The 21,108-nt window shown below is 40.9% G+C and carries 21 protein-coding genes; 1 reads left to right on the top strand and 20 read right to left on the bottom strand.

Going from position 1 to position 21,108, the window contains the following annotated elements:
- Nucleotides 1-3: 3 nt before the first annotated feature.
- From murC to ACLNCW_RS08700, 8 genes are all read right to left on the bottom strand, one after another.
- The gene (gene murC / locus ACLNCW_RS08735) at nucleotides 4-1,338 is read right to left on the bottom strand and encodes a UDP-N-acetylmuramate--L-alanine ligase (protein ID WP_020903460.1); all 1,335 of its coding nucleotides are present in this window, start codon (nucleotides 1,336-1,338) and stop codon (nucleotides 4-6) included.
- A gap of 10 nt (nucleotides 1,339-1,348) precedes the next feature.
- Nucleotides 1,349-1,966, bottom strand: a complete 618-nt coding sequence (locus tag ACLNCW_RS08730; protein ID WP_424846050.1) for a cystathionine gamma-synthase — start codon at nucleotides 1,964-1,966, stop codon at nucleotides 1,349-1,351.
- A 47-nt stretch (nucleotides 1,967-2,013) separates the two neighbouring features.
- Nucleotides 2,014-5,112, bottom strand: a complete 3,099-nt coding sequence (locus tag ACLNCW_RS08725; protein WP_424846048.1) for a DEAD/DEAH box helicase — start codon at nucleotides 5,110-5,112, stop codon at nucleotides 2,014-2,016.
- A 92-nt stretch (nucleotides 5,113-5,204) separates the two neighbouring features.
- Nucleotides 5,205-6,371: a MalY/PatB family protein gene (locus ACLNCW_RS08720; protein WP_424846046.1), complete on the bottom strand. Its 1,167-nt coding sequence runs from the start codon at nucleotides 6,369-6,371 to the stop codon at nucleotides 5,205-5,207.
- 7 nt (nucleotides 6,372-6,378) lie between these two features.
- Nucleotides 6,379-7,473 carry a cystathionine gamma-synthase gene (locus ACLNCW_RS08715; RefSeq protein ID WP_424846044.1) on the bottom strand — a complete coding sequence of 365 codons (1,095 nt, stop codon included), beginning with the start codon at nucleotides 7,471-7,473 and terminating at the stop codon, nucleotides 6,379-6,381.
- A 165-nt stretch (nucleotides 7,474-7,638) separates the two neighbouring features.
- On the bottom strand, nucleotides 7,639-8,094 hold the full coding sequence (locus ACLNCW_RS08710) for a hypothetical protein (RefSeq protein ID WP_424846042.1): 456 nt from the start codon (nucleotides 8,092-8,094) through the stop codon (nucleotides 7,639-7,641).
- A gap of 323 nt (nucleotides 8,095-8,417) precedes the next feature.
- Nucleotides 8,418-10,376: a peptide ABC transporter substrate-binding protein gene (locus ACLNCW_RS08705; protein ID WP_424846040.1), complete on the bottom strand. Its 1,959-nt coding sequence runs from the start codon at nucleotides 10,374-10,376 to the stop codon at nucleotides 8,418-8,420.
- 191 nt (nucleotides 10,377-10,567) lie between these two features.
- On the bottom strand, nucleotides 10,568-12,193 hold the full coding sequence (locus ACLNCW_RS08700; RefSeq protein WP_247933409.1) for a putative polysaccharide biosynthesis protein: 1,626 nt from the start codon (nucleotides 12,191-12,193) through the stop codon (nucleotides 10,568-10,570).
- A gap of 105 nt (nucleotides 12,194-12,298) precedes the next feature.
- On the opposite strand from ACLNCW_RS08700, the gene ACLNCW_RS08695 reads away from it, so the two are divergent.
- The gene (locus tag ACLNCW_RS08695) at nucleotides 12,299-13,744 is read left to right on the top strand and encodes a UDP-N-acetylmuramoyl-L-alanyl-D-glutamate--L-lysine ligase (protein WP_424846038.1); all 1,446 of its coding nucleotides are present in this window, start codon (nucleotides 12,299-12,301) and stop codon (nucleotides 13,742-13,744) included.
- 46 nt (nucleotides 13,745-13,790) lie between these two features.
- Here the strand turns inward: ACLNCW_RS08695 and ACLNCW_RS08690 are convergent, their stop codons facing one another.
- The 12 genes from ACLNCW_RS08690 to rpsF form a co-directional block, all read right to left on the bottom strand.
- Entirely contained in the window at nucleotides 13,791-13,982 is a 192-nt protein-coding gene (locus ACLNCW_RS08690; protein WP_000051184.1) for a CsbD family protein, read from the bottom strand.
- Between the two features lie 100 nt (nucleotides 13,983-14,082).
- A complete protein-coding gene (locus tag ACLNCW_RS08685) occupies nucleotides 14,083-14,733 on the bottom strand; it encodes a DUF1803 domain-containing protein (protein WP_424846036.1) in 651 nt (216 codons plus the stop codon).
- Nucleotides 14,717-15,229 carry a YiiX/YebB-like N1pC/P60 family cysteine hydrolase gene (locus ACLNCW_RS08680; protein WP_000892239.1) on the bottom strand — a complete coding sequence of 171 codons (513 nt, stop codon included), beginning with the start codon at nucleotides 15,227-15,229 and terminating at the stop codon, nucleotides 14,717-14,719. Before ACLNCW_RS08680 ends, ACLNCW_RS08685 begins: the two co-directional genes overlap by 17 nt.
- 86 nt (nucleotides 15,230-15,315) lie before the next feature.
- The gene (locus tag ACLNCW_RS08675; protein ID WP_049516428.1) at nucleotides 15,316-16,251 is read right to left on the bottom strand and encodes a manganese-dependent inorganic pyrophosphatase; all 936 of its coding nucleotides are present in this window, start codon (nucleotides 16,249-16,251) and stop codon (nucleotides 15,316-15,318) included.
- 82 nt (nucleotides 16,252-16,333) lie between these two features.
- On the bottom strand, nucleotides 16,334-16,621 hold the full coding sequence (locus ACLNCW_RS08670; protein ID WP_049501049.1) for a GIY-YIG nuclease family protein: 288 nt from the start codon (nucleotides 16,619-16,621) through the stop codon (nucleotides 16,334-16,336).
- A complete protein-coding gene (locus ACLNCW_RS08665; protein ID WP_000390769.1) occupies nucleotides 16,611-17,360 on the bottom strand; it encodes a tRNA1(Val) (adenine(37)-N6)-methyltransferase in 750 nt (249 codons plus the stop codon). Before ACLNCW_RS08665 ends, ACLNCW_RS08670 begins: the two co-directional genes overlap by 11 nt.
- 52 nt (nucleotides 17,361-17,412) lie before the next feature.
- Complete coding sequence (locus ACLNCW_RS08660; RefSeq protein ID WP_049501048.1) at nucleotides 17,413-17,775, bottom strand: S1 RNA-binding domain-containing protein; 363 nt, start codon at nucleotides 17,773-17,775, stop codon at nucleotides 17,413-17,415.
- Between the two features lies 1 nt (nucleotide 17,776).
- Nucleotides 17,777-19,177, bottom strand: coding sequence for a bifunctional Cof-type HAD-IIB family hydrolase/peptidylprolyl isomerase (locus ACLNCW_RS08655; protein ID WP_269795211.1), 1,401 nt, complete (start codon nucleotides 19,175-19,177; stop codon nucleotides 17,777-17,779).
- A 79-nt stretch (nucleotides 19,178-19,256) separates the two neighbouring features.
- Nucleotides 19,257-19,760, bottom strand: a complete 504-nt coding sequence (locus ACLNCW_RS08650; RefSeq protein ID WP_269795210.1) for a GNAT family N-acetyltransferase — start codon at nucleotides 19,758-19,760, stop codon at nucleotides 19,257-19,259.
- A gap of 222 nt (nucleotides 19,761-19,982) precedes the next feature.
- Nucleotides 19,983-20,222 carry a 30S ribosomal protein S18 gene (gene rpsR / locus ACLNCW_RS08645; protein ID WP_000068664.1) on the bottom strand — a complete coding sequence of 80 codons (240 nt, stop codon included), beginning with the start codon at nucleotides 20,220-20,222 and terminating at the stop codon, nucleotides 19,983-19,985.
- Between the two features lie 31 nt (nucleotides 20,223-20,253).
- Complete coding sequence (gene ssbA, locus ACLNCW_RS08640) at nucleotides 20,254-20,724, bottom strand: single-stranded DNA-binding protein SsbA (protein ID WP_000609602.1); 471 nt, start codon at nucleotides 20,722-20,724, stop codon at nucleotides 20,254-20,256.
- 11 nt (nucleotides 20,725-20,735) lie between these two features.
- Nucleotides 20,736-21,026 carry a 30S ribosomal protein S6 gene (gene rpsF, locus ACLNCW_RS08635; RefSeq protein ID WP_001151778.1) on the bottom strand — a complete coding sequence of 97 codons (291 nt, stop codon included), beginning with the start codon at nucleotides 21,024-21,026 and terminating at the stop codon, nucleotides 20,736-20,738.
- Nucleotides 21,027-21,108: the final 82 nt, after the last annotated feature.

Below are 21,108 nucleotides of genomic sequence, written 5' to 3'. Positions count from 1 at the left end.
AGCCTATTGAACATTGCTTGTCAAATTAGACAAGAGACGTTCAAATGAATATTCATAGGTTTGGATGTCCCCTGCTCCCATAAAGACATAAACAGCATTGTCATGGTCTAGGAGTGGAGAAACATTTTCAACAGTGATAACTTGGTGTTTCTTGTTGATTTTATTAGCTAGGTCTTCTACCTTAACGTCACCATGGTCTACTTCACGAGCAGAGCCATAAATTTGCGCTAGATAAACAGCATCCGCTTGATTCAAAGCGTGGGCAAATTCGTCCAACAAGGCAATGGTTCTTGTAAAAGTATGTGGTTGGAAAATTGCTACGATCTCTTTGCTTGGATATTTTTGACGAGCTGCATCCAAGGTCGCAATGATTTCTGTTGGATGGTGGGCAAAGTCATCGATAATCACTGTGTCATTGACAATTTTCTCAGTGAAACGACGCTTAACACCGGCAAATGTTTTCAAGTGTTCACGCACCAAATTCAAATCAAATCCTGCTGTGTAAAGCAATCCAATAACGGCTGTCGCATTCATGATATTGTGACGACCAAAGGTTGGAATGTGGAATTGCCCTAATTCTTGTCCACGGAAGTGAACTGTGAAGGTTGAACCAGTTGTTGAACGAAGAAGATCACTAGCGACAAAGTCATTACCTTCTGCTTCAAAACCGTAATAATAAATCGGTGCATCAGACGTAATCTTACGCAATTCAGCATCTTCTCCGTAGATAAACAAACCTTTGGTAATTTGTTTAGCATAGTCGTTAAATGCATTGAAAACATCCTCTAGGCTTGTGAAATAGTCTGGATGGTCAAAGTCAATGTTGGTGATAATAGAATATTCTGGGTGGTAAGGCATGAAGTGGCGCTCATATTCGTCAGATTCAAAAACAAAATATTTGGCATTGGCCGAACCACGACCGGTCCCGTCTCCAATCAAGAAGCTAGTATCTGTAATGTGAGACAAGACATGAGACAACATCCCTGTAGTTGACGTTTTTCCATGCGCTCCAGCAACTCCCATGCTGACAAAGTCACGCATAAAGCTACCTAGGAACTCATGGTAACGTTTGTAGCTGATGCCATTTTGATCCGCATAGGCAATTTCAACGTTGTTATCTGGACGAAAGGCATTCCCAGCGATAATTTCCATATCACCGTCTAGATTCTTTTCATCAAAAGGAAGAATGGTAATTCCTGCCTGCTCAAGACCACGTTGAGTAAAGTAGTACTTTTCAACATCTGAACCCTGTACCTTATGCCCCATTTGGTGCAACATCAAGGCCAAGGCACTCATACCTGATCCCTTAATTCCGATAAAATGATATGTCTTTGACATGTTTTCTCCCCTATTCCGTAATTCTTGTCAGGTTCAACTCTTGGGCAACCTGACGTTCTTGTTCTTTTTGTTGATTCTTTTTATTGTAGATTTGGCTCTTCTTCAGAAAATCATAGTTGTTTTTCTTTGGGCCTGAAGTTTCTTTTGGCTCAGCTTGAGTCGAAATATTGTTCACTTCTTCCGCCAAGATGTAATGAGACTGGGTCAATTTTTGACTATATTTGACAAATTCGCCAGGATTTTCCTTTTGGAAAGGCGCGGTAGGTTGATTGCCCTGTCTATCCAAACGTTGCTGAGAAGGGCGCCTTGTAGGAGTAATATCCTTAGTCAGATAACTTGCTGAGCGCTTCTTTTTCAAATCCGCACGCGCTTCTTCACGTGCCACCTCCGCATAGCTCTTTCCTTCTTTTTTAACTCCTAAACCAGCCTTCTTAGGTTTCTCTACGGGCTTTTCAATCGGTTTTACTGGTGTTTCTTTAGTAATAGGGGCCCACTCCAGATAATTCTTATCACGGTATTCTCCCTTGATATTACTGATAAAGTCAGATTCATCATAGAGGTCCATAACCGGCATTTCAGTCAGCATGACCTCATCATCTGACACCAATGGAAATCGTTCTTCTCTCATTTTCTATTTCCTTTCAACACTTCATTATAGCGTATTGTCTTGATTTTTCAAGTGCTGGCTTCAGAAATTCCCAAAATTTCTCTAATTTCTGCTAGGGTCAGACTGCCACGTGACTCTGTTCCATCCAATACTTGTGACACTAGATGTTTCTTCTGTTCTTGGAGTTCCTGAATTTTTTCTTCAATGGTTCCCCTGGTCACTAAGCGATAAACCTCAACCGTTTCTTCCTGACCTATCCGATGGGCACGGCCAATAGCTTGCGCTTCCACCGCAGGATTCCACCAAAGGTCAACCAAAATAACCGTATCAGCACCTGTCAGATTCAGACCGACACCACCAGCCTTGAGGGAAATCAGAAAGGCATCTCTTTCCCCTTGGTTAAAGGCTTTGGTCATGTCTTGTCTTTCCTTGGCTGGGGTCGAACCGGTAATTTTAAAGGAAGTCAAGCCCAAGTCTGGCAATTCTTGTTCAATTTTCTCCAACATTCCCTTGAACTGCGAGAAAATCAAGACACGGTGTCCGCCGTCTGCCACCTGTAGTAGCAGGTCTCGAAGACTATCCAGTTTGCCACTGGCTCCCTGATAATCTTCCATAAAGAGGGCAGGAGTGTCACAGATTTGACGCAAGCGCATCAGACCAGACAAGATTTCCACACGACTTCGCTGAAATTCCTGATCTGACACTTGAGCCAGACGGTCTCGCATCTGTTGCAACTGGGCTAGGTAAATAGCCTTTTGCTGGTCTTCCAGTTCATTTTTATAAACCACTTCGATTAAGTCTGGTAATTCAGTCAGAACTTCTTCTTTCTTACGTCGCATCACGAAAGGTTTGATAAACTGAGCAACGCGCTCAGCTGGTAATTTCATAAATTCTTTCTTGCTTGGCAAAAGTCCCGGCATGACGATTTGGAAAATAGACCACAACTCACCCAGATGGTTTTCAATCGGAGTTCCTGACAAGGCAAAAACTGACGGCACCACAAATTGTCTCAAGGTCTGAGCAATCTTGGTCTGGGAGTTTTTCATGACCTGAGCTTCATCTAAGAAAAGGAAGTCAAAGGCCATCCCTTGATAAAGTTCACTGTCCTGACGGAAGGTAGCATAGCTCGTCACATAGATTTGATGGCTCTCAGCAAGAATCTCTTCACGACTAGTTTTCAAACCATGAACAACAGCTACATCCAACTGTGGGGCAAATTTCTGACATTCATCTGCCCAGTTGTAAATCAAACCAGACGGAGCGAGAATCAAGACTCGACTTTCTTTTGTCACTTGGCTGGTCAAAAAAGCAATGGTCTGCAGGGTTTTACCAAGTCCCATATCATCAGCCAAAATCCCACCAAAACCATAATGATGGAGCATTTGCAGCCAGCTGATTCCCTTTTCCTGATAATCTCGCAAGTCAGCCTGAACTTGAGTTGCTTGTCGAGGAAAGTCCTCTGGATGTGTCAAATCGTGGGCCAGATTCTGGAATTCTTGTGAAAAAGAAACACGGTCTCGCGTTTCAAAGAGATGGGCTAAACTGTAGGCCAAGGATTTTCGAGCCTGCAAGGAGCCATCTTTTAATTCAAACTGCCCCAGTTCCTGTAAATTTTGGCGAATCTTCTTGGTTTCTTCATCGAAAAAGTAGACTTGATTGGACGAATCAATGTAAAAATCTTGATTGTCAACCAAGGCCTGCATGGCTTGGTCAATTTCCTCTTGGGCAATATCTTGAAAATCAAACTGGATTTCCAAGAGACCTCCCTTGGAAGCAATCTGCACTTGAGGGCTCGCTAGGTTATAAAGTTCTTCTAACTTGTCTGATAGGTCAACATGCCCGAGTTTTTCAAAGACTGGGATGATATCATGGAAGAAATGATAGACAGATTCTGCTTTTAAGGCCTGACGCCAAGATTGAAAATCGGCTTCAAATCCAGCTGCCAAACAGACTTGGAAAATTCTTTCTTCTAAGTCAGCATCACTCGAGAAGGGCAATTCTTCTAGTTCCTGTCGGCTAGATACCTGTCTATCCCCATAGTCAAACTGGATTTCTAAACGAATCCGATTATCCTCTTCCCTGTCAAAGTAAAAAGAGGGTTCAAAAGTTTTGATTTGTAGACGTTCTGGAGCTGAAACGGTGCCCATTTGGCTAAAAAGAGTTAAACAAGAAGCTAACTTATCTCGGTCACTACTATCAAATTGCAGGTATTTCTTTCCATGTTGATCCAAAGGCAGCGCTTTGATTTCCTTGAGAAGACGCATCTGCTGGTCTGTTAGAAAATAAACCTGTCCTTTATGGAAAAGCACAGCTCCCTGATAAAAGACATTGACCCTTGGACTCTCACTGATTTCCATTTCAAAATAATCCGAGTATTCTGTTACTGTAAAGGCAAATAGATTAGCATCCGCATGCAAATCCTGAAAAAGTAGGGTTTGGTAGCTATCCACTTGATGGTCAAATTGAAAATGGGGCAGGGTCATCAGTAAATTCACACCCTGCTCAAAAAATGTCAGAGGGAAAAAAAGGTGTCGGCCTTGATTTTGGAAAAAGAGGTCTGGAGTCAGTCCTTCCTCCGTTAGTCCGCGCAAGAAAGTAAGAAGCTCTTGACTTGCCTCATCAAAGGCTTCCCAAGACAGAGACTCCTCATAAGTTTTACCAATCATATAAGGTTTTCTCTGTTCGACAACTTTTAAAAAGAGTGGAATATCCCGAATAACATAGTATTTTTGACTATTGACTTGCCCGATTCTCAGAGTCCACAAGATATGATTGGTTCCTGCTTCCACTTGCCCCACAGCTGATAATTCATAAGCGCGTTCTGATTTTGGAGACAACATTCGGTCCAAAAATTTGCCACCCAAGGTCACCTTAGTTTCAACGGCCTCTTTTTCTTCATGACCTTCTTCCAGACTTTGCAAGATTTCCTGACCACGCTCATCATTTTTCAGAAAATGCTCCAGCGCTGCCAAGTGCACACAGTAGCCCCTCTTTTGGAAAAAATCACAGGCACAAAAAACCAAATCATCCTCTAAACTATAGCGCAGTTCTTCTTCTGCAACGCGAGCATAGAGTCGATTATTCTTTTCCTTGATGATGTCAACTTTACCAGTTTCATAAAGGACAACGCCTTCGATACGGACTTTCCCCGGAATCAATTTAGCCATATTTCTACCTTTACCTTATCTTTTTATTATACCATATTTTCCTCTATGAAAATAGCCTCCTAGGAAGACTTTTCTCCTAGAAGGCTGGATTATTAAAGTTTGGCAAAAGTCGCCACAATCCGCTGACAAACTTCTTGCAACAGAGGTTTAGGCATGGCTACATTGAGGCGGGCATGGAGACTTCCTTCCTCCCCAAAATCCAAACCACGGTTGAGGATAACCTTAGCTTCATTTCTCAACAGCTCTTGCAATCTTTCATCAGTCAGGTCATAGGCTGAAAAATCAAGCCAAATCAAGTAGGTTCCTTGCGGTTTCATAACCTTGATTTTAGTCTCTTTACCAAATAAATCCACCACATAATTGATGTGGTCTTCAAAGACTTGCTTAAGTTCCTCTAGCCAATCCTTCCCATATCGATAGGCAGCTTCTGTCGCCAAATAACCCAAGCCTGAAATTTCATGTTGATTATTAGCCAACTGGCGTTTCTGGTAAGCCAGTCTCAACTTGGGATTTTCAATGACTGCATAGGAATTTTTTGTTCCAGCGATGTTAAAGGTTTTAGTGGCACTGCTCAAGACAATCGCAAAATCTTTGAAGGAAGGATTAATGGTATTGAAAGAATGGTGTTTGTGACCAAAGAGGGCCAAATCTTGGTGAATCTCATCTGAAACCAAGAAAACACCGTGTTTTTGGCAGAGTTGACCAATCTTTTCCAAGACTTCTTTTTCCCATACACGTCCACCAGGATTGTGAGGGTTGCAAAGAATGTAGAGTTTGACATCCTCTTCCACCAAATCCTTCTCAAGCTGGTCAAAGTCAATCTCAAACAGACCATCCTTTTCCACCAAAGAATTGGTAATCAATCTACGATTGTTCAACTTGACACTACGAGCAAAAGGTGGATAGACAGGCGTGTTAATCAAAACAGCTTCGCCTTCTTTTGTAAAGGATTGAATAGCTGTTGAGATAGCTGGGACCACACCCTCGATAAAGACAAGAGCCTCTTTGTCAAAGTGGTACCCATGTTGTGTAGCTTCCCACTTTTGAACTTCCTTAATTAACTCTTCACTGGCATAAGTATAACCATAAACCAGTTGATCAGCGTAAGTTTGCACGGCTTGACGGATTTCAGGCAAGACTACAAAGTCCATATCCGCTATCCAAGCTGGTAGGACTTCACTATCCGTTTCCGCCTCTTTCCATTTATAGGTATGGTGCCCTAAACGATTGGGCAGGCTTGTAAAATCATATTTTCCCATCTTCGTCTTATCCTTCTAATGCTTGGTGCAAATCTGCAATCAAATCTCTAGCATCCTCAATCCCAATTGACAAGCGCAAGAGATCATCTGTCAAACCATAAGAATGGCGCACTTCTGCTGGAATATCGGCATGAGTTTGTGTCGTTGGATAAGTAATCAGACTTTCCACCCCACCCAAACTTTCCGCAAAAGAGAAGACCTTGAGGCTGTTCAAAATATGAGGAATGCGTGTTTCATCTGCTACTTTAAAGGAAATCATCCCTCCACGCCCAGTGTAGAGAACTTCCTTAACTGCTGGAGAATCCTTCAAAAAAGCAACCACTTCTTGAGCATTGGCTGTTGAGCGCTCCATACGAAGAGACAAGGTTTTGAGACCACGAATCAATTGATAGCTGTCAAATGGTGACAAGACTGCCCCTGTCGTATTGAGATTGTAGAAAAGCTTCTCGTATAGTTCTAAACTATTGGTCACAACCACTCCAGCCAAGACATCATTGTGACCTGCTAGATACTTAGTTGCTGAATGAAGGACGATATCTGCTCCATCTTCAATCGGACGTTGGTAGATAGGACTGTAGAAGGTATTGTCCACCACCACTTTGGCACCCTTAGCATGAGCCAATTTTGCTAGTTTTTCAATATTAAATTCCAACATCAAGGGGTTGGTTGGGGTTTCGATATAGAGAACATCCACATCTTTTTCTAACTCGGCAATCAACTCTTCTTCCGTATTGGCATAGGTGAAATGGAAACGGCCTTCCTGCTCCACTTGATTGAACCAGCGGAAAGAACCACCGTAAAGGTCACGGACAGCCAAGACCTTACTTCCTACTGGAAAGACGCTAAAGGCCAGTACAATAGCTGACATTCCTGAGCTAGTCGCTAGGGCATAGTCTGCTGACTCAATAGCCGCCAAGACTTCTTCAGCCTTACTACGAGTTGGGTTTTTAGTACGCGTATAGTCAAATCCAGTAGATTTACCAAACTCTGGATGCTGATAAGTCGTTGAAAAATGAAGCGGTGTCACCAAGGCTCCTGTAGCTTCATCTGACTTAATACCCGCCTGGGCCAAAATTGTGTTAATGTGTAATTCCTTGCTCATACAATACCTCCAAATCTATAGTAACTATTGTACCACTTATTTTCATCAACTCATTTTCTTCTTTTCAAGAGCTAGTTATAGTTTCAAACTATAGACTTATCGAATAAAGCTAAAAAAGAATCCAGAAAAGCTTCCAGATTCTTTTGTGAAAATGATTGCTAAGGTTTACTTTGACTGAAAGAAATCGTGTTGGTCTAAATAGTCATAATGGTCTTTGTTAAATTGATATTGGCCCACATGCTGACTAATCTTACCGACATCCACAGAAAAAATATAGGCTTCATTTTGATAGTTCCAGTTCAGCCTAACTGTATTCAAGACTGTCTTATAAGTAAAATCTTTGACTTGATTCCATGGGATCTCTACGACTTGATTAGAACGATTTTCTGTTACATCACTGATGTCCATCAAGTAAATCTCCTTAGGTGTGAATGCTATAAGTTTAGGCTTCACACTCGACTGAACATAGTAGGAACCGCCTATAATGAAAAAATCAATAAAGGATTTCAACCATGTCTTTTTCTTGAAAGCCATCAGAAAATTCTTTTGTCCTTCAATGTGGCAAGTTGAAAGAAAGGATTCAATCTGTTTTTCTGTCGCAAACTCCATAATAGCGCCCATGATATTACCTCCATAACTATTAGTAAATAGGCAGATAAGCACTCTTCGTATAAAAGAAGAACTTATCATTTGTTGCGTTTTATCTTACTTTTACAGTAGATAGCATCCCTCCTATAAAATCATCCTAGCATGTGCATACTTCCATTAACACTGGAAAAGGCTTTCATAAGCAGCTTTTTATGCTTTTATTATATTTATTATAACATAAATTCAATAAACAATTTAAAAAAATGTAAACACTTTTCTTACAAATTTGCCGTTATTCTATTTAAAAACGAAAAACGACAGCTTCCTTGGAAACCATCGTTTTTCTTGAAAAATCCTTATTTGACATGTTTTGCCAATTCTTCTTGGGCTTTTTTATTGGATTCTTCTTTTTCTTTCAGCCATTTTTCTTTAGCTTTTTCATATTCGTCTTTTGTAACTGTCTTATCTTGTAATTTGAGGTATTTATATGATTCAACTCCTTTATTACCAGCCAGTGAATATGGTGTTGAGAAAGGAACGATTTTTCTCAATGTTGGTGTTCCACCCAGTGAAACATTTGGAATTGCTAGAGAGCTATCTACTAACCAAGCTTGGGCATCTGCATATTTTTCATAACGTTTAGCTGGATCTTGCTCCTTATTGGCTTCTTCCAACATTTGAGTATAGACATCTAGCCCAACAGCCTTGGCCTTATCATTGGCTTCACCTGGTTCTAAACCTAGATTTTGCAACACTCCACCAGAATTAATATTAAAAATATCAAGGTAGCTTGATGGATCTTGATAGTCTGCGCTCCAGCCACCGTTGTAAAGATCATAATCCTTCTGAGCTGCAGTCTGAGCTAAATAGCTTGTATTATCAAAGTCTTCAGTAGAGAGTTGGTGAACATCAATCACAACATTATCTGCCCCCAAGACAGATTCAATTGATTGTTTCATGGAATTGATTCCTTGAATTTCTGCCTTATTGGTCAAATCTACAGTTTTATCTAAGTGGATAGGGAATTGAACTCCTTTAGCTTGGAGTTCTTTCTTAGCTTCAGCAAATTTAGCCTTGGCTTTGTCAGGATTGTAGTATGGATCTTGGGCATCTGCAAAGTTAATTCCTTGCCATTCCTTACCGTAATTAACCATCTTAGAGGCTACTACTTCACCAAAGTCTTTGCCATTGATACTTACGAAGTTTGGTGGAACGACTAGGTTACGCAAAATCTTGGTTGCACCATCCTCTCCTTGAGATTGAGCCCCATATGCTGTACGGTCATAGGCAAAGTTAATGGCTTGACGGAAGTTTTTATTAAGAACCGCTTCCTGAGTCGATTTCTTCTCAGCATCACTTGTCTTGGAAGTGAATTTATAAGATTTTCTATCCAGGTTAAAGTTTAAGAAATAAGAAGTGGCATCTTGCAAGCTATAGATGATATTGTCCTTATTCTTTTCTTTAATCCCTTCAAAGCTTGAACTATTTGGATAGAGACGAGCGTAGCTATAAGCTCCCTCGACAAAGTTACGAGCTAGTGCATCCTGGTCACTACCATCATAATAGGCCAATTTCACATCATCTACAAAGACATTTTTAGCATCCCAGTAGTTCGGATTTTTCTTGAATTCAATAACAGATTTTGAAACAAAGGATTTCATCAAGAACGGTCCATTGTACAATATGCTAGATGGGTCTACCTTCCCAAAATCATCACCTTTTGATTTCAAGAAATCAGCGTTAACAGGGAAGAGAATGGTTGATGTTGTTTTTGAATTCCAGTAAGATTCTGGTCGTGTCAAGGTATATTGAACAGTTTGGTCATCAATCGCCTTAACACCTACAGTTGAAAAGTCAGTTGTTTTCCCGTTGATATAGTCATCCAAACCAGCAACAGAGTCTTGAACTAGGTACAAGGCTTCTGATTTTTTATCAGCTGCATACTTAAGACCAGTTATAAAATCTTGAGCAGTTACAGGAGCATATTCATCTCCATCTGCAGTATACCATTTAGCATCTTTACGCAATTTGTAGGTATAGGTCAAACCGTCTTGTGAAACACTCCAATCCTCTGCCAAGGATGGGATATAGTTCCCATACTGGTCATTTTCCATAAGACCATCTACTAGATTGGTCACAATATCATTGGTTGTTGCACGGTTTTCAGCAAGATAGTTTAAACTTGACGGATCGCTAGAATAGACATAATTATATGTTTTTGATCCTGTGCTGGAATTTCCACACGCGCTTAATAAAATACCTGCACTTAATACGACACCTGCAAGTGCTGCATACTTGGCTTTAGACTTTTTCATCTCCAGAACCTCCTGATTTAAATATTTGTCTTATTATACAACTCATGTTTTATTTAGTCAATAGATTTTTTAAAAAAATTAATCATTCCATCTACAAACTATAGAATTTATTCTACAAAATAATAAAAAAGAGAATAATTTAAGCATTCCATGATAGAAATGTTCAAATTATCCCTTTTATTTATAAAAAATTATTGAGAAATTCTTAATTTTGCTCGTAAGCGATTAGCTTGGGCTTGTCCAATCACCTTATCCAATAGACGGGTACGAAGACTCAAGAATCCGTAAACCCCTCCCCCCATGGCACCGACAAGAGCTACGTATAGGAAACTCCACAAACGTCCACTTGGTTGGAAAACAAATCCTAAAATCCACTGCATTGTTCCTACTACAAGAAACATGAAGAGAGTTAACAAACTGATTAAAATGGTTCGCTTCAAAATCACCTTGCGCTTAACACCAGTTACTTTACAAATATCCCGATACATCAAAACATTAGGAATGATGAGCCCGATGGTTGTTGAAATCAGAGGTCCATAACTGTGGAAGAGAGCGATGGTTGGAAGTTGCAAGACCAGCTTTGCAATGGAACCATAGATAAAATAGAGAACTGCCTTACGATTTCGGAACATGGCTTGAAGCATGGGAGACAAGACCATGTACAAACCTAAAATGGTAGACTGCAAAACTGCAAAGACAAATAAGCCCATGGCCAAACTATCTGGCTTGCCATAGAAGACTGTATAAAGAGGTTCTCCTACCATGACCACTCCAACCGTTGCTGGTAGCAAGAATAGGAAAAGCATGGTAATGCTGTCCTGAACTAGACGAGAAGCTGCCTTCAAGTCTCCCTTGACATAGTTTTCAGTCAAAAGTGGCAAACCGACACTCCCAATCGAAACCCCAACAGAAATCAAAATCATAGTGATCTTATTAGGATTGGCTGAGAAATAAGAAAACATGACAACCAAGTCTTCATTGCTATAGTTGGTAAACCAGCTCATACTATTAATGAAGGTCATCTGGTCCAAAATCTGGAAGAGCTGGATAGCAGACCCTGTCAGGATAAAAGGAATGGCTTCCTTAATGGTATCGACCAAAAGACGCTTACTATTAATCTTATCTCCTGTTTCAAGGACTCTTTTGAGCAATCCTTCTTTGGCAAGGAAATAAATCAAAACTGCAAAACTAGCTACCATACCGACAAAGGCAGCAAAGGTGGATTGGGTAACCGCTGCTAGATAATCTCCTGAGCCCATTTTCATAATCATAAAGGTAGCCAAGAGCATCCAGATAACACGAATGACCTGCTCAGCAATTTGGCTCATAGCATAAGGTTTCAGGTTATTCATCCCTTGGAAGAAACCTCGGATAACACTCATAGATGGGAAAATCAAGACCGCCCAAGCCAAGCTCTGCATGATGGGGATTAAGTCTTTCCCCACACCCGATAAGTCTGCTAGCCAAGGAGCAAAGAGATACAAGACTAGTGCAAAAACCAGACCTAGCCCCGTCATAAAGCCTAAAAAGCTCCGAATCAGGGCAAAGCTATGCTCTTCTTCTCGCATGGTATTGTACTTAGCTACTTGCTTGGCCACCGCAACCGGAATACCTGCTGTTGAAACCAGCAAGAACCAGGCATAGATATTGTAGCCCATTGTAAAGAGACCATTTGCTGTAGCCGCATAAGACCCCATCCAGATATACCAAGGGATGATATAAATGGCACCGAGTAGACGACTGATAAAGTTACTAGCCGTTAACCAAGCAGTCCCCCGTAACATCTGGGCCTGCTGGTGATTGTTTTCGTTAGACATAGATTCCTCATTTAATTTTAATAACTAGGAAAAATTCCTCATCTTCCATTATAAACTTTTCCTTGTCACTTGTAAATTTACGACTTTCGGTTTACAATAGAAAGTATGATTAAGATTGAAACCGTATTAGATATTTTAAAGAAAGATGGTCTCTTCCGTGAGATTATCGACCAAGGACATTATCACTACAACTACAGCCATGTCGTATTTGACACCATCTGCTATGATAGCCGCAAGGCCAAAGAGAAGAGCCTCTTTTTCGTTAAAGGTGCTGCCTTTAAGAAGGAATTCCTGATTTCTGCCATCTCTCAAGGCCTCGGTTGGTATGTGGCTGAAAAAGACTATGAGGTTGGTATTCCTGCTATCATCGTCAGTGATATCAAGAAAACCATGAGTTTGGTAGCTATGGAATTTTATGGCAATCCACAGAAAAAACTCAAACTCCTTGCCTTTACTGGTACTAAGGGTAAAACAACAGCAGCCTACTTCGCCTATAACATTTTATCTCAAGGGCATCGACCTGCTATGCTCTCGACCATGAATACAACTCTAGATGGCAAGACTTTCTTTAAGTCTGCATTGACAACCCCTGAGAGTATTGACCTCTTTGACATGATGAATCAAGCTGTGCAAAATGACCGTACTCACCTCATCATGGAGGTCTCCAGTCAGGCCTATCTGGTCAAACGTGTCTATGGTCTAACCTTTGATGTGGGAGTTTTCCTCAATATCAGCCCCGACCATATCGGCCCGATTGAACACCCTAGCTTTGAAGACTACTTCTACCACAAACGTCTCTTGATGGAAAATAGCCGAGCAGTTATCATTAACAGTGACATGGACCACTTTTCTGTCTTGAAAGAACAAGTGGCAGATCAAGACCATGATTTCTATGGTAGCCAATCAAATAATCAAATCGAGAATTCCAAAGCCTTTAGTTTTTCAGCTACGGGTAAACTCGCTGGAGATTATGATATTCAACTGATTGGGCACTTCAATCAAGAAAATGCCGTTGCTGCTGGACTTGCCTGTCTCCGTCTGGGAGCAAGTCTTGAGGACATCAAAAAAGGAATCGCTGCAACTCGCGTTCCTGGTCGTATGGAAGTCCTGACTCAGAAAAATGGTGCCAAGGTTTTCATTGACTATGCCCACAATGGGGACAGTCTGAAAAAACTCATCAATGTGGTTGAAACCCATCAAACTGGAAAGATTGCACTGGTTCTGGGTTCGACAGGAAATAAGGGAGAAAGTCGTCGTAAGGACTTTGGCCTCCTCCTTAATCAACACCCTGAGATTCAAGTCTTTCTGACTGCCGATGACCCCAACTATGAAGATCCAATGGCCATTGCAGATGAAATCAGTAGCTACATCAACCATCCTGTTGAAAAGATTGCTGATCGCCAAGAAGCCATCAAGGCAGCTATGGCTATCACAAATCACGAATTAGATGCTGTCATTATCGCTGGTAAGGGGGCAGATTGCTACCAAATCGTGCAAGGCAAGAAAGAAGCCTATCAAGGAGATGCAGCCGTCGCGGAAAATTATTTATAAGATAGTAAAAAATCAAGGGAAATGAAACCCTTGATTTTTTCTATTTTTATTTAAAAGCGTTTTTCAAACCTTCAACGGCACCTTCTACAGCACCTTTAGCATCTTCAACTACCTCTTTTGCCTTAGCAACTGTCTTTTCTACAGCGCCTTCTGCTTCAGTCTTGCTATCCCCAGTAACTTTACCAAATCCTTCTTTGATAGCGCCTGTTGCTTGTTCCAATTTGTTTTCAAGTGACATATGATTGTCTCCTTTAGTTTATTCCGATATGTGTTACCGGTTACATATAGTTTATACTTAATCCTAAGGAAAGTCAAACAATGTGCTCAGAAACAAAATTTCACGCTAAGTAGAAAGTTAATCTCTCCTTGTCAAAATCGACGGTCAACTCATACTTCCCCTCTTCATTTTGGACAATATAGTCTAGGACGACCAAACTATCCACAAAGATATCACGGCGTTTCTGCATAAGCTGGTCTTTTTTGAGAAATTTTAGTAAAAATGTCGTCATATATTTGAGAGCATACTCAGGATTAACATCTCCCAAAATGTCGTAAAGTTCCTGCTGTTTTTCTGTCAAAGGATACTGATGTTTGACCTTGAAGAAATAATTGGAAAGAGTCATTGTTGATCTCGCAAAATCTGTCTTTTCAACTAAAATAGCTGCATTGGTTTGATTTCGTAATTCCGTCTCAAACCTCTGCTCTAACAAGGCTTGATAGACCGGACTATCTTCGCTGACAAAAATCTCTTGATCCAGTTTGAGACTATCGAGTGATTCAAGCATAGGAAGATTAAGGTAATAACGCTTATTTTCTCGTAGAATCAAACCTGCCTTTATATACTCTTCCATGAGTTTATCAACTGCCACATCTGGAAATTGAGCCTTAATTTCTCGCAAAATCACATCCTCATGCTGGTCCAGATAGCGGATCAATTCTCTAAAAAATGGCTGTCTCGTCAAACGAGATGGATTAAAAATCTGAATCATGAAGATTCCTTTCTTTACATTCTAACAGAGGCGATGCTGCCAACTGACTAGGATTGGTCCCAGCTTGGTTCAAAGGAACAGGCAGACCTAGTTCTCTGTAATACTCTCTCCAAAAATCACTAATCTCCTGCTCCCCATCTCCAAATTTCATGGGAATCGTTTCAAAAATCGGTAGGATTTCTGCCATGTACTGGGAACAGTAGAAACCAGGTCCAGCTGGATAGAAAGAAGCATTGTAGGGTGTTCCTAGATGTTTGCAAGCTTTTTCCTTCACAGACTGGATATCCATTTCTGGGTAGAAATAGAGGTCGTACAAGTGATTGGACTCAAAGAAGTCTACTGGTTCCTGACAGACAACACCATCCTGTCCACTAGCGTGGTAAATCATCCCATCCAAACAAATCGCAACATGGTTATAGTTGCCTGTGGAAGTCTGGATGGCCTGTCCCATATCTGACTCATCTCTCACAAAAATCAAATCGCCATTTTCTAACATGCTTCACTCCTAGAAAAAAAGGAGCCGAAACTCCTTTCGATATAAGGCAAACTAGCCTTTCCTAATTTGAATTAACACTCAAAATCTTAAGCATTAAAGCTTTCAGTCAATTGAGGTACCACTTGTTTCTTACGTGAAACAGCACCAGCAAGGAAGGCATGATTGTTTTCAAGTTTGAAGTTGAAGGCTGCTTCAACCTTGTCCATGTTAGCACCAAGTGCTAGGATTTCTGAGTTTGAGTTGACGATATCTGTAATCATCAAGACAAAGTCAGAATAACCATTTGCTGCGTTAGCGGCTTGCATTGCAGCTTCAATTTCTGCTTGACGTTCCAATACTTCAGCGATGTCAACTGTGTTTACTTGAGCAACACGGACATTATTTCCGTTCAATTCAAAAGTCTTAGCATCGATATCAATCAATTCTTCAGCAGATTTGCTAGCCAAGTTTGTACCAGCTTTCAACATAGCTAAACCATATTCTTCCAAGTTGACACCAGCCAATTCAGCCAATTCAGGAGCAATGACTGTATCTGTTGGGTGTGTTGTTGGTGATTTCAAAAGAAGGGTATCTGAAATCAAACCTGAAAGCATCAAACCAGCAATCTCTTTAGGCACAGCTACACCATGTTCTTTGAACATACGGTAAACGATTGAAGACGCTGAACCAACTGGCTCCAAACGCATGTAGAGTGGGCTTGCAGTTTCAAAGTTAGCCACACGGTGGTGGTCTACAACACCGTAAACTTCTACTTCAGCGATATCTGATACAGATTGTTGGAATTCATTGTGGTCAGTCAAGATAACTTGCTCTGCACCTTCTGCTTTAGCAGAAGTGATGACACGCGGTGCTTCTACACCAAAATAGTTCAAGACAAAGGCTGTTTCTTCATTTGGAGTTCCAAGGGCAACAGCTTCCGTATCCAAACCGTAAGCTTCTTTTGCAAGATAGGCAAAGGCTACAGATGATCCGATGGCATCTGAGTCTGGATTTTGGTGACCAAATACTAGAATCTTAGACATGATAATACCTCATTTTGTTTATTCTCTTTATTGTAGCATTTTTTTCGCTTTTTGACAAAAGTAAGAGGAGTCAAAGGACTCCTCACAATTGTTCAAAATGACTAAGTAAATTTCTATCTTGATTTTCAGATAAAAATTGCTCCTTCTGTGGCCTCTTCTTACGCTTGAGAAGGGCTTCAGCTGACATGGCTTCTTCCTTACTGGCAAAACCTTGAGCATAGATAAGTTTGACTGGCAAGCGTGCTCGTGTGTATTTGGCTCCCTTCCCACTACTGTGGACAGCGAGGCGTCTCTTCACATCAGTCGTATAGCCTGTATAGTAAGATCCATCACGGCACTCCAGCACGTACATATAAGCCTTATGATCCATAATAAATCTCTTCAAGTTCCGGCGTATAAGAGCCATCATCATTGTGGACAATGAGAGGTGGCAAGACCTTAAAGCCACTTGTCGAGCCATCCTTGATGGCCTCAATCAAAAGCATATTGGCTTCCTTTTCTCTTTTTGGATAAACAAACTGCAGGCGCTTAGGGGCTAGATTATGCCGTTGTAAGCTGTCCAAGATATCTAAAAGCCGATCAGGACGATGAACCATGGCCAAGCGTCCATTCGATTTAAGAATACTCTGGGCACTGCGACAGATTTCCTGCAAATTAGTCGTAATTTCATGGCGAGCCAAGAGATAATGTTCACTCTCGTTCAGATTGGAATGAGGATCCACCTTGAAATAGGGCGGATTACACAAAATCATATCCACCTTACTTCCCTGAATGTAAGCAGGCATATTTTTCAAATCATCACAGATGACCTCCATCTGCTCTTCCAAACCATTCAAACGGACAGAGCGCTCAGCCATATCTGCCAAACGCTCCTGAATCTCAACAGCCAAAATCTGTGCCTGAGTCCGAGTGCTAGCAAATAGCCCCACTGCTCCATTTCCAGCGCAGAAATCCACTATCAAGCCCTTTTTAGGAAAACGTGGAAAACGTGACAAGAGAACACTATCCACCGAATAGCTAAAAACCTCTCTATTTTGAATGATTTTAATATCTGTCGAAAAGAGCTGGTTAATGCGCTCTCCTGATTTTAATAATTGTTCTTCTTCCATGGTCTTATTATAGCAAATTTATATTAACATTACAAAAGATAGAAATTTCTAACTAGTGTTTCTGATTCTTCAAATGTTGAAGGGCTTCCTTGGTCCAAATTGGCATCATTCGTTCGAGAGGAGCAAAGCCATAGTTAAAACGATCGCTTGAAAAGCGTCTCCGTCTTGGAAACTGGTGCTTTTCTTCCTCCAAAGTGCGGATAGAAAGACTGGCTTTCCCTGTAAATTCATCTAAATCCACTACTTGAACTTGAACCTCTTCATCGACTTTCAAGGCTTCTTGGATATTTTCAATAAAGCCTGTCCGAATCTCTGAAATGTGAATCAACCCCGTATCACCCGTTTCTAGCTCAACAAAGGCACCGTAGGGCTGAATCCCTGTAATACGGCCCTTTAGCTTATCACCGATTTTCATCTTAGTCCTCGATTTCAATTGTTTCAATCACGACATCTTCAACTGGCTTGTCCATAGCCCCTGTCTCAACAGCAGCAATGCCATCCAAGACAGCGTAAGAAGCTTCATCAGCTAGCTGACCAAATACAGTGTGACGTCGGTCTAGGTGAGGGGTTCCACCTTGGTTGGCATAGATTTCTGCGATCGGTTCTGGCCAACCACCACGAGCAATTTCTTTCTTAGAATAAGGCAAATGTTGATTTTGCACGATAAAGAACTGGCTGCCGTTGGTATTTGGACCAGCATTGGCCATAGAAAGGGCACCACGGATATTGTAAAGTTCTTCAGAGAATTCATCCTCAAATGATTCACCGTAGATTGACTCGCCACCCATACCAGTTCCAGTTGGGTCTCCACCTTGAATCATAAAGTCCTTGATAATACGGTGGAAAATGACACCATCATAGTAGCCATCTTTTGAAAGAGCTACAAAGTTAGCCACTGTTTTAGGAGCATGTTCAGGGAAGAGCTTGATACGCAAGTCTCCGTGATTGGTCTTAATAGTCGCAAGAGGACCTTCTACTGTTTCAATATCTACTTGTGGGAAATGCAATTCTTTTTCTACCATACCAAATCCTTCTAAGGCATCAAAAATGCCATCTTCTTCTAATGTTTTTGTAATAAAATCTGCTTTTTCTTTGATATTTTCATGAGAAATTCCCATTGCAACGCTGATTCCAGCATAATCAAAGAGTTCCAAGTCGTTGAGGCCATCTCCAAAAACCATGACGTTCTCTGGTTTCAAGCCAAGGTGTTCCACAACCTTTTCCACCCCCGTCGCTTTGGAACCTGAAATTGGCACAATATCAGACGAATGCTCATGCCAACGAACCATGCGAAGTTTGTCTGAGAGACTATCAGGCAAGTGCAAGTCATCTCCCTTATCCTCAAAAGTCCACATCTGATAGATATCTTCTTTTTCATGGAAATCAGGATCTACATCCAAATCAGGGTAAATTGGATTGATAGCCTCACTAATCATATCGGTGCGAGTCGATAACTTAGCATCATGACTCCCAACCAAACCATACTCAATTCCTTCTTCCTTAGCCCAAGAGATATACTCTTCAACATCTGACTTCTCAATCTGATGTTGATAAATAACCCGACCTTTTTTATCTTCAATGTAGGCCCCATTTAAGGTCACAAAAAAGTCAGGATTGAGCTCACGAATCTCTGGAACGACACCAAAAATCCCTCGTCCAGAAGCAATACCTGTCAAAATTTCTTTCTCACGTAATTGCTTAAAAACAGTTGGGATTGAAGCTGGAATAAAACCGGTTTTAGAATTTCGCAATGTATCATCAATATCAAAAAAGACAATCTTAATCTTCTTTGCCTTATATCTTAATTTGGCATCCATCTCACTACCTCTTTCAATCTAGCTCTTTCCATTATACCATAAAGTAGCTAAATCCCCTATTTTCAAAAAGTTTCCCGTTTTATTGTAAGTCCTTGGATAAGTATAAAACTAAATCATTATCATTTTGACAACTTGCACCCATTTCTAGCGGTTTATTTCTATACCACACACCTGTCCCATCTGGAATGTAGCCCCGTCTGATATACAATCTCTGGGCAGGGCCATAGCCTAAGTGCAAACCTACACCAAGAGTGACCTTACTCGAAACAAACTTGACTCGTTTTTCTGCTTCTTCTAGCAGTTGATTCCCAATCCCTTGATTTCGAAAAGGATCAAACACATTAAAATCTGATAATTCTGGATAGACTTCTGCAAAAGGACCATGTTTAGCAGAGGGCAAAATAGTAACGTAGCCCGCTACAGCACCATCAATCTCTGCAACTAAGACTTCTCTCTCCCCACTTTCCTGTTCCAGAAAATATCTAGCCAAAATTTCCTCTCTACCATGCCAACCTTGATTCATAAAACCATGAGATAAGGATTCAATATCAGACTTAATCATATTTCTAATCGTACAATTCATCTTTGACTTACCCACCTTTACTCTTTCTATTACCATTATAGCACGCCAAAGTCAGAAAAAAACTATCTCGTGAAAAAAGACCCGTCGGGGTCTTAATTCGCTTTCTTGTTTTCAAGCTCATGAAAAAGAGGTCCACTGGACCCAAACTCGCTCTATCATTTCAAGGCTCGTGAAAAAAAGACCCAACCGGGTCTGAAAAAGAGGTCCACCCGGACCTCTTTTTTAATCTTCGTTTACGAAAGGCATCAAAGCCATTACGCGAGCGCGTTTGATAGCTGTTGTTACTTTACGTTGGTTTTTAGCTGAAGTTCCTGTTACACGACGAGGAAGGATTTTCCCACGTTCTGAAACGAAACGGCTAAGAAGCTCAGTATCTTTGTAATCAACATATTCAATTTTGTTTGCTGCGATGTAATCAACTTTTTTACGGCGTTTGAATCCGCCACGACGTTGTTGAGCCATGTTTTTTCTCCTTTATAATTTTAGTTGTCCATTAGAATGGTAAATCATCATCTGAAATATCCAATGGATTTGTTGCTCCAAATGGATTTTCATCACGTGAAAAGTCTGGTACTGAATTTGTAGGCGCTGAATAGTTTGAACTTGGTGCAGAATAAGCTCCACCTGTGTGACCTTCACGCACACTACGGCTTTCCAACATTTGGAAATTCTCAGCCACGACCTCTGTCACGTAGACACGTTGTCCTTGCTGGTTATCGTAACTACGAGTCTGGATACGACCTGTCACCCCGATAAGTGAGCCTTTTTTAGCCCAATTAGCAAGGTTTTCAGCCTGTTGGCGCCACATAACGACATTGATAAAATCAGCCTCACGTTCGCCATTTTGACTCTTAAATGTACGGTTTACTGCAAGAGTAAAAGTCGCAACTGCTACATTTGATGGGGTATAACGCAACTCAGCGTCACGTGTCATACGCCCTACAAGTACAACATTGTTAATCATAGTTTACCTTCTTAAGCGTCAGTTTTGACGATCATGTGACGAAGAATGTCAGCGTTGATTTTTGAAAGACGGTCAAACTCTTTAAGAGCTGCATCGTCGTTTGCTTCAACGTTAACGATGTGGTAAAGTCCTTCACGGAAATCTTTGATTTCGTATGCAAGACGACGTTTTTCCCAAGATTTTGATTCAACAACAGTTGCACCGTTGTCAGTCAAAATAGAGTCAAAACGTGCTACCAAAGCGTTTTTAGCTTCTTCTTCAATGTTTGGACGAATAATATAAAGAATTTCGTATTTAGCCATTGATATGTTCCTCCTTTTGGTCTAATGACCCCAAGACTTTGCAAGGGGTAAGTGAGGTTCGCTCACAATAAACTATTATACT

The sequence above is a fragment of the Streptococcus sp. CL6.22 genome, assembly GCF_049738055.1.
Taxonomy (GTDB): Bacteria; Bacillota; Bacilli; order Lactobacillales; family Streptococcaceae; genus Streptococcus; species Streptococcus mitis_DJ.
Note: the sequence above shows the minus strand (reverse complement) of the source record. Positions and strands in the feature narration are given on the sequence as shown.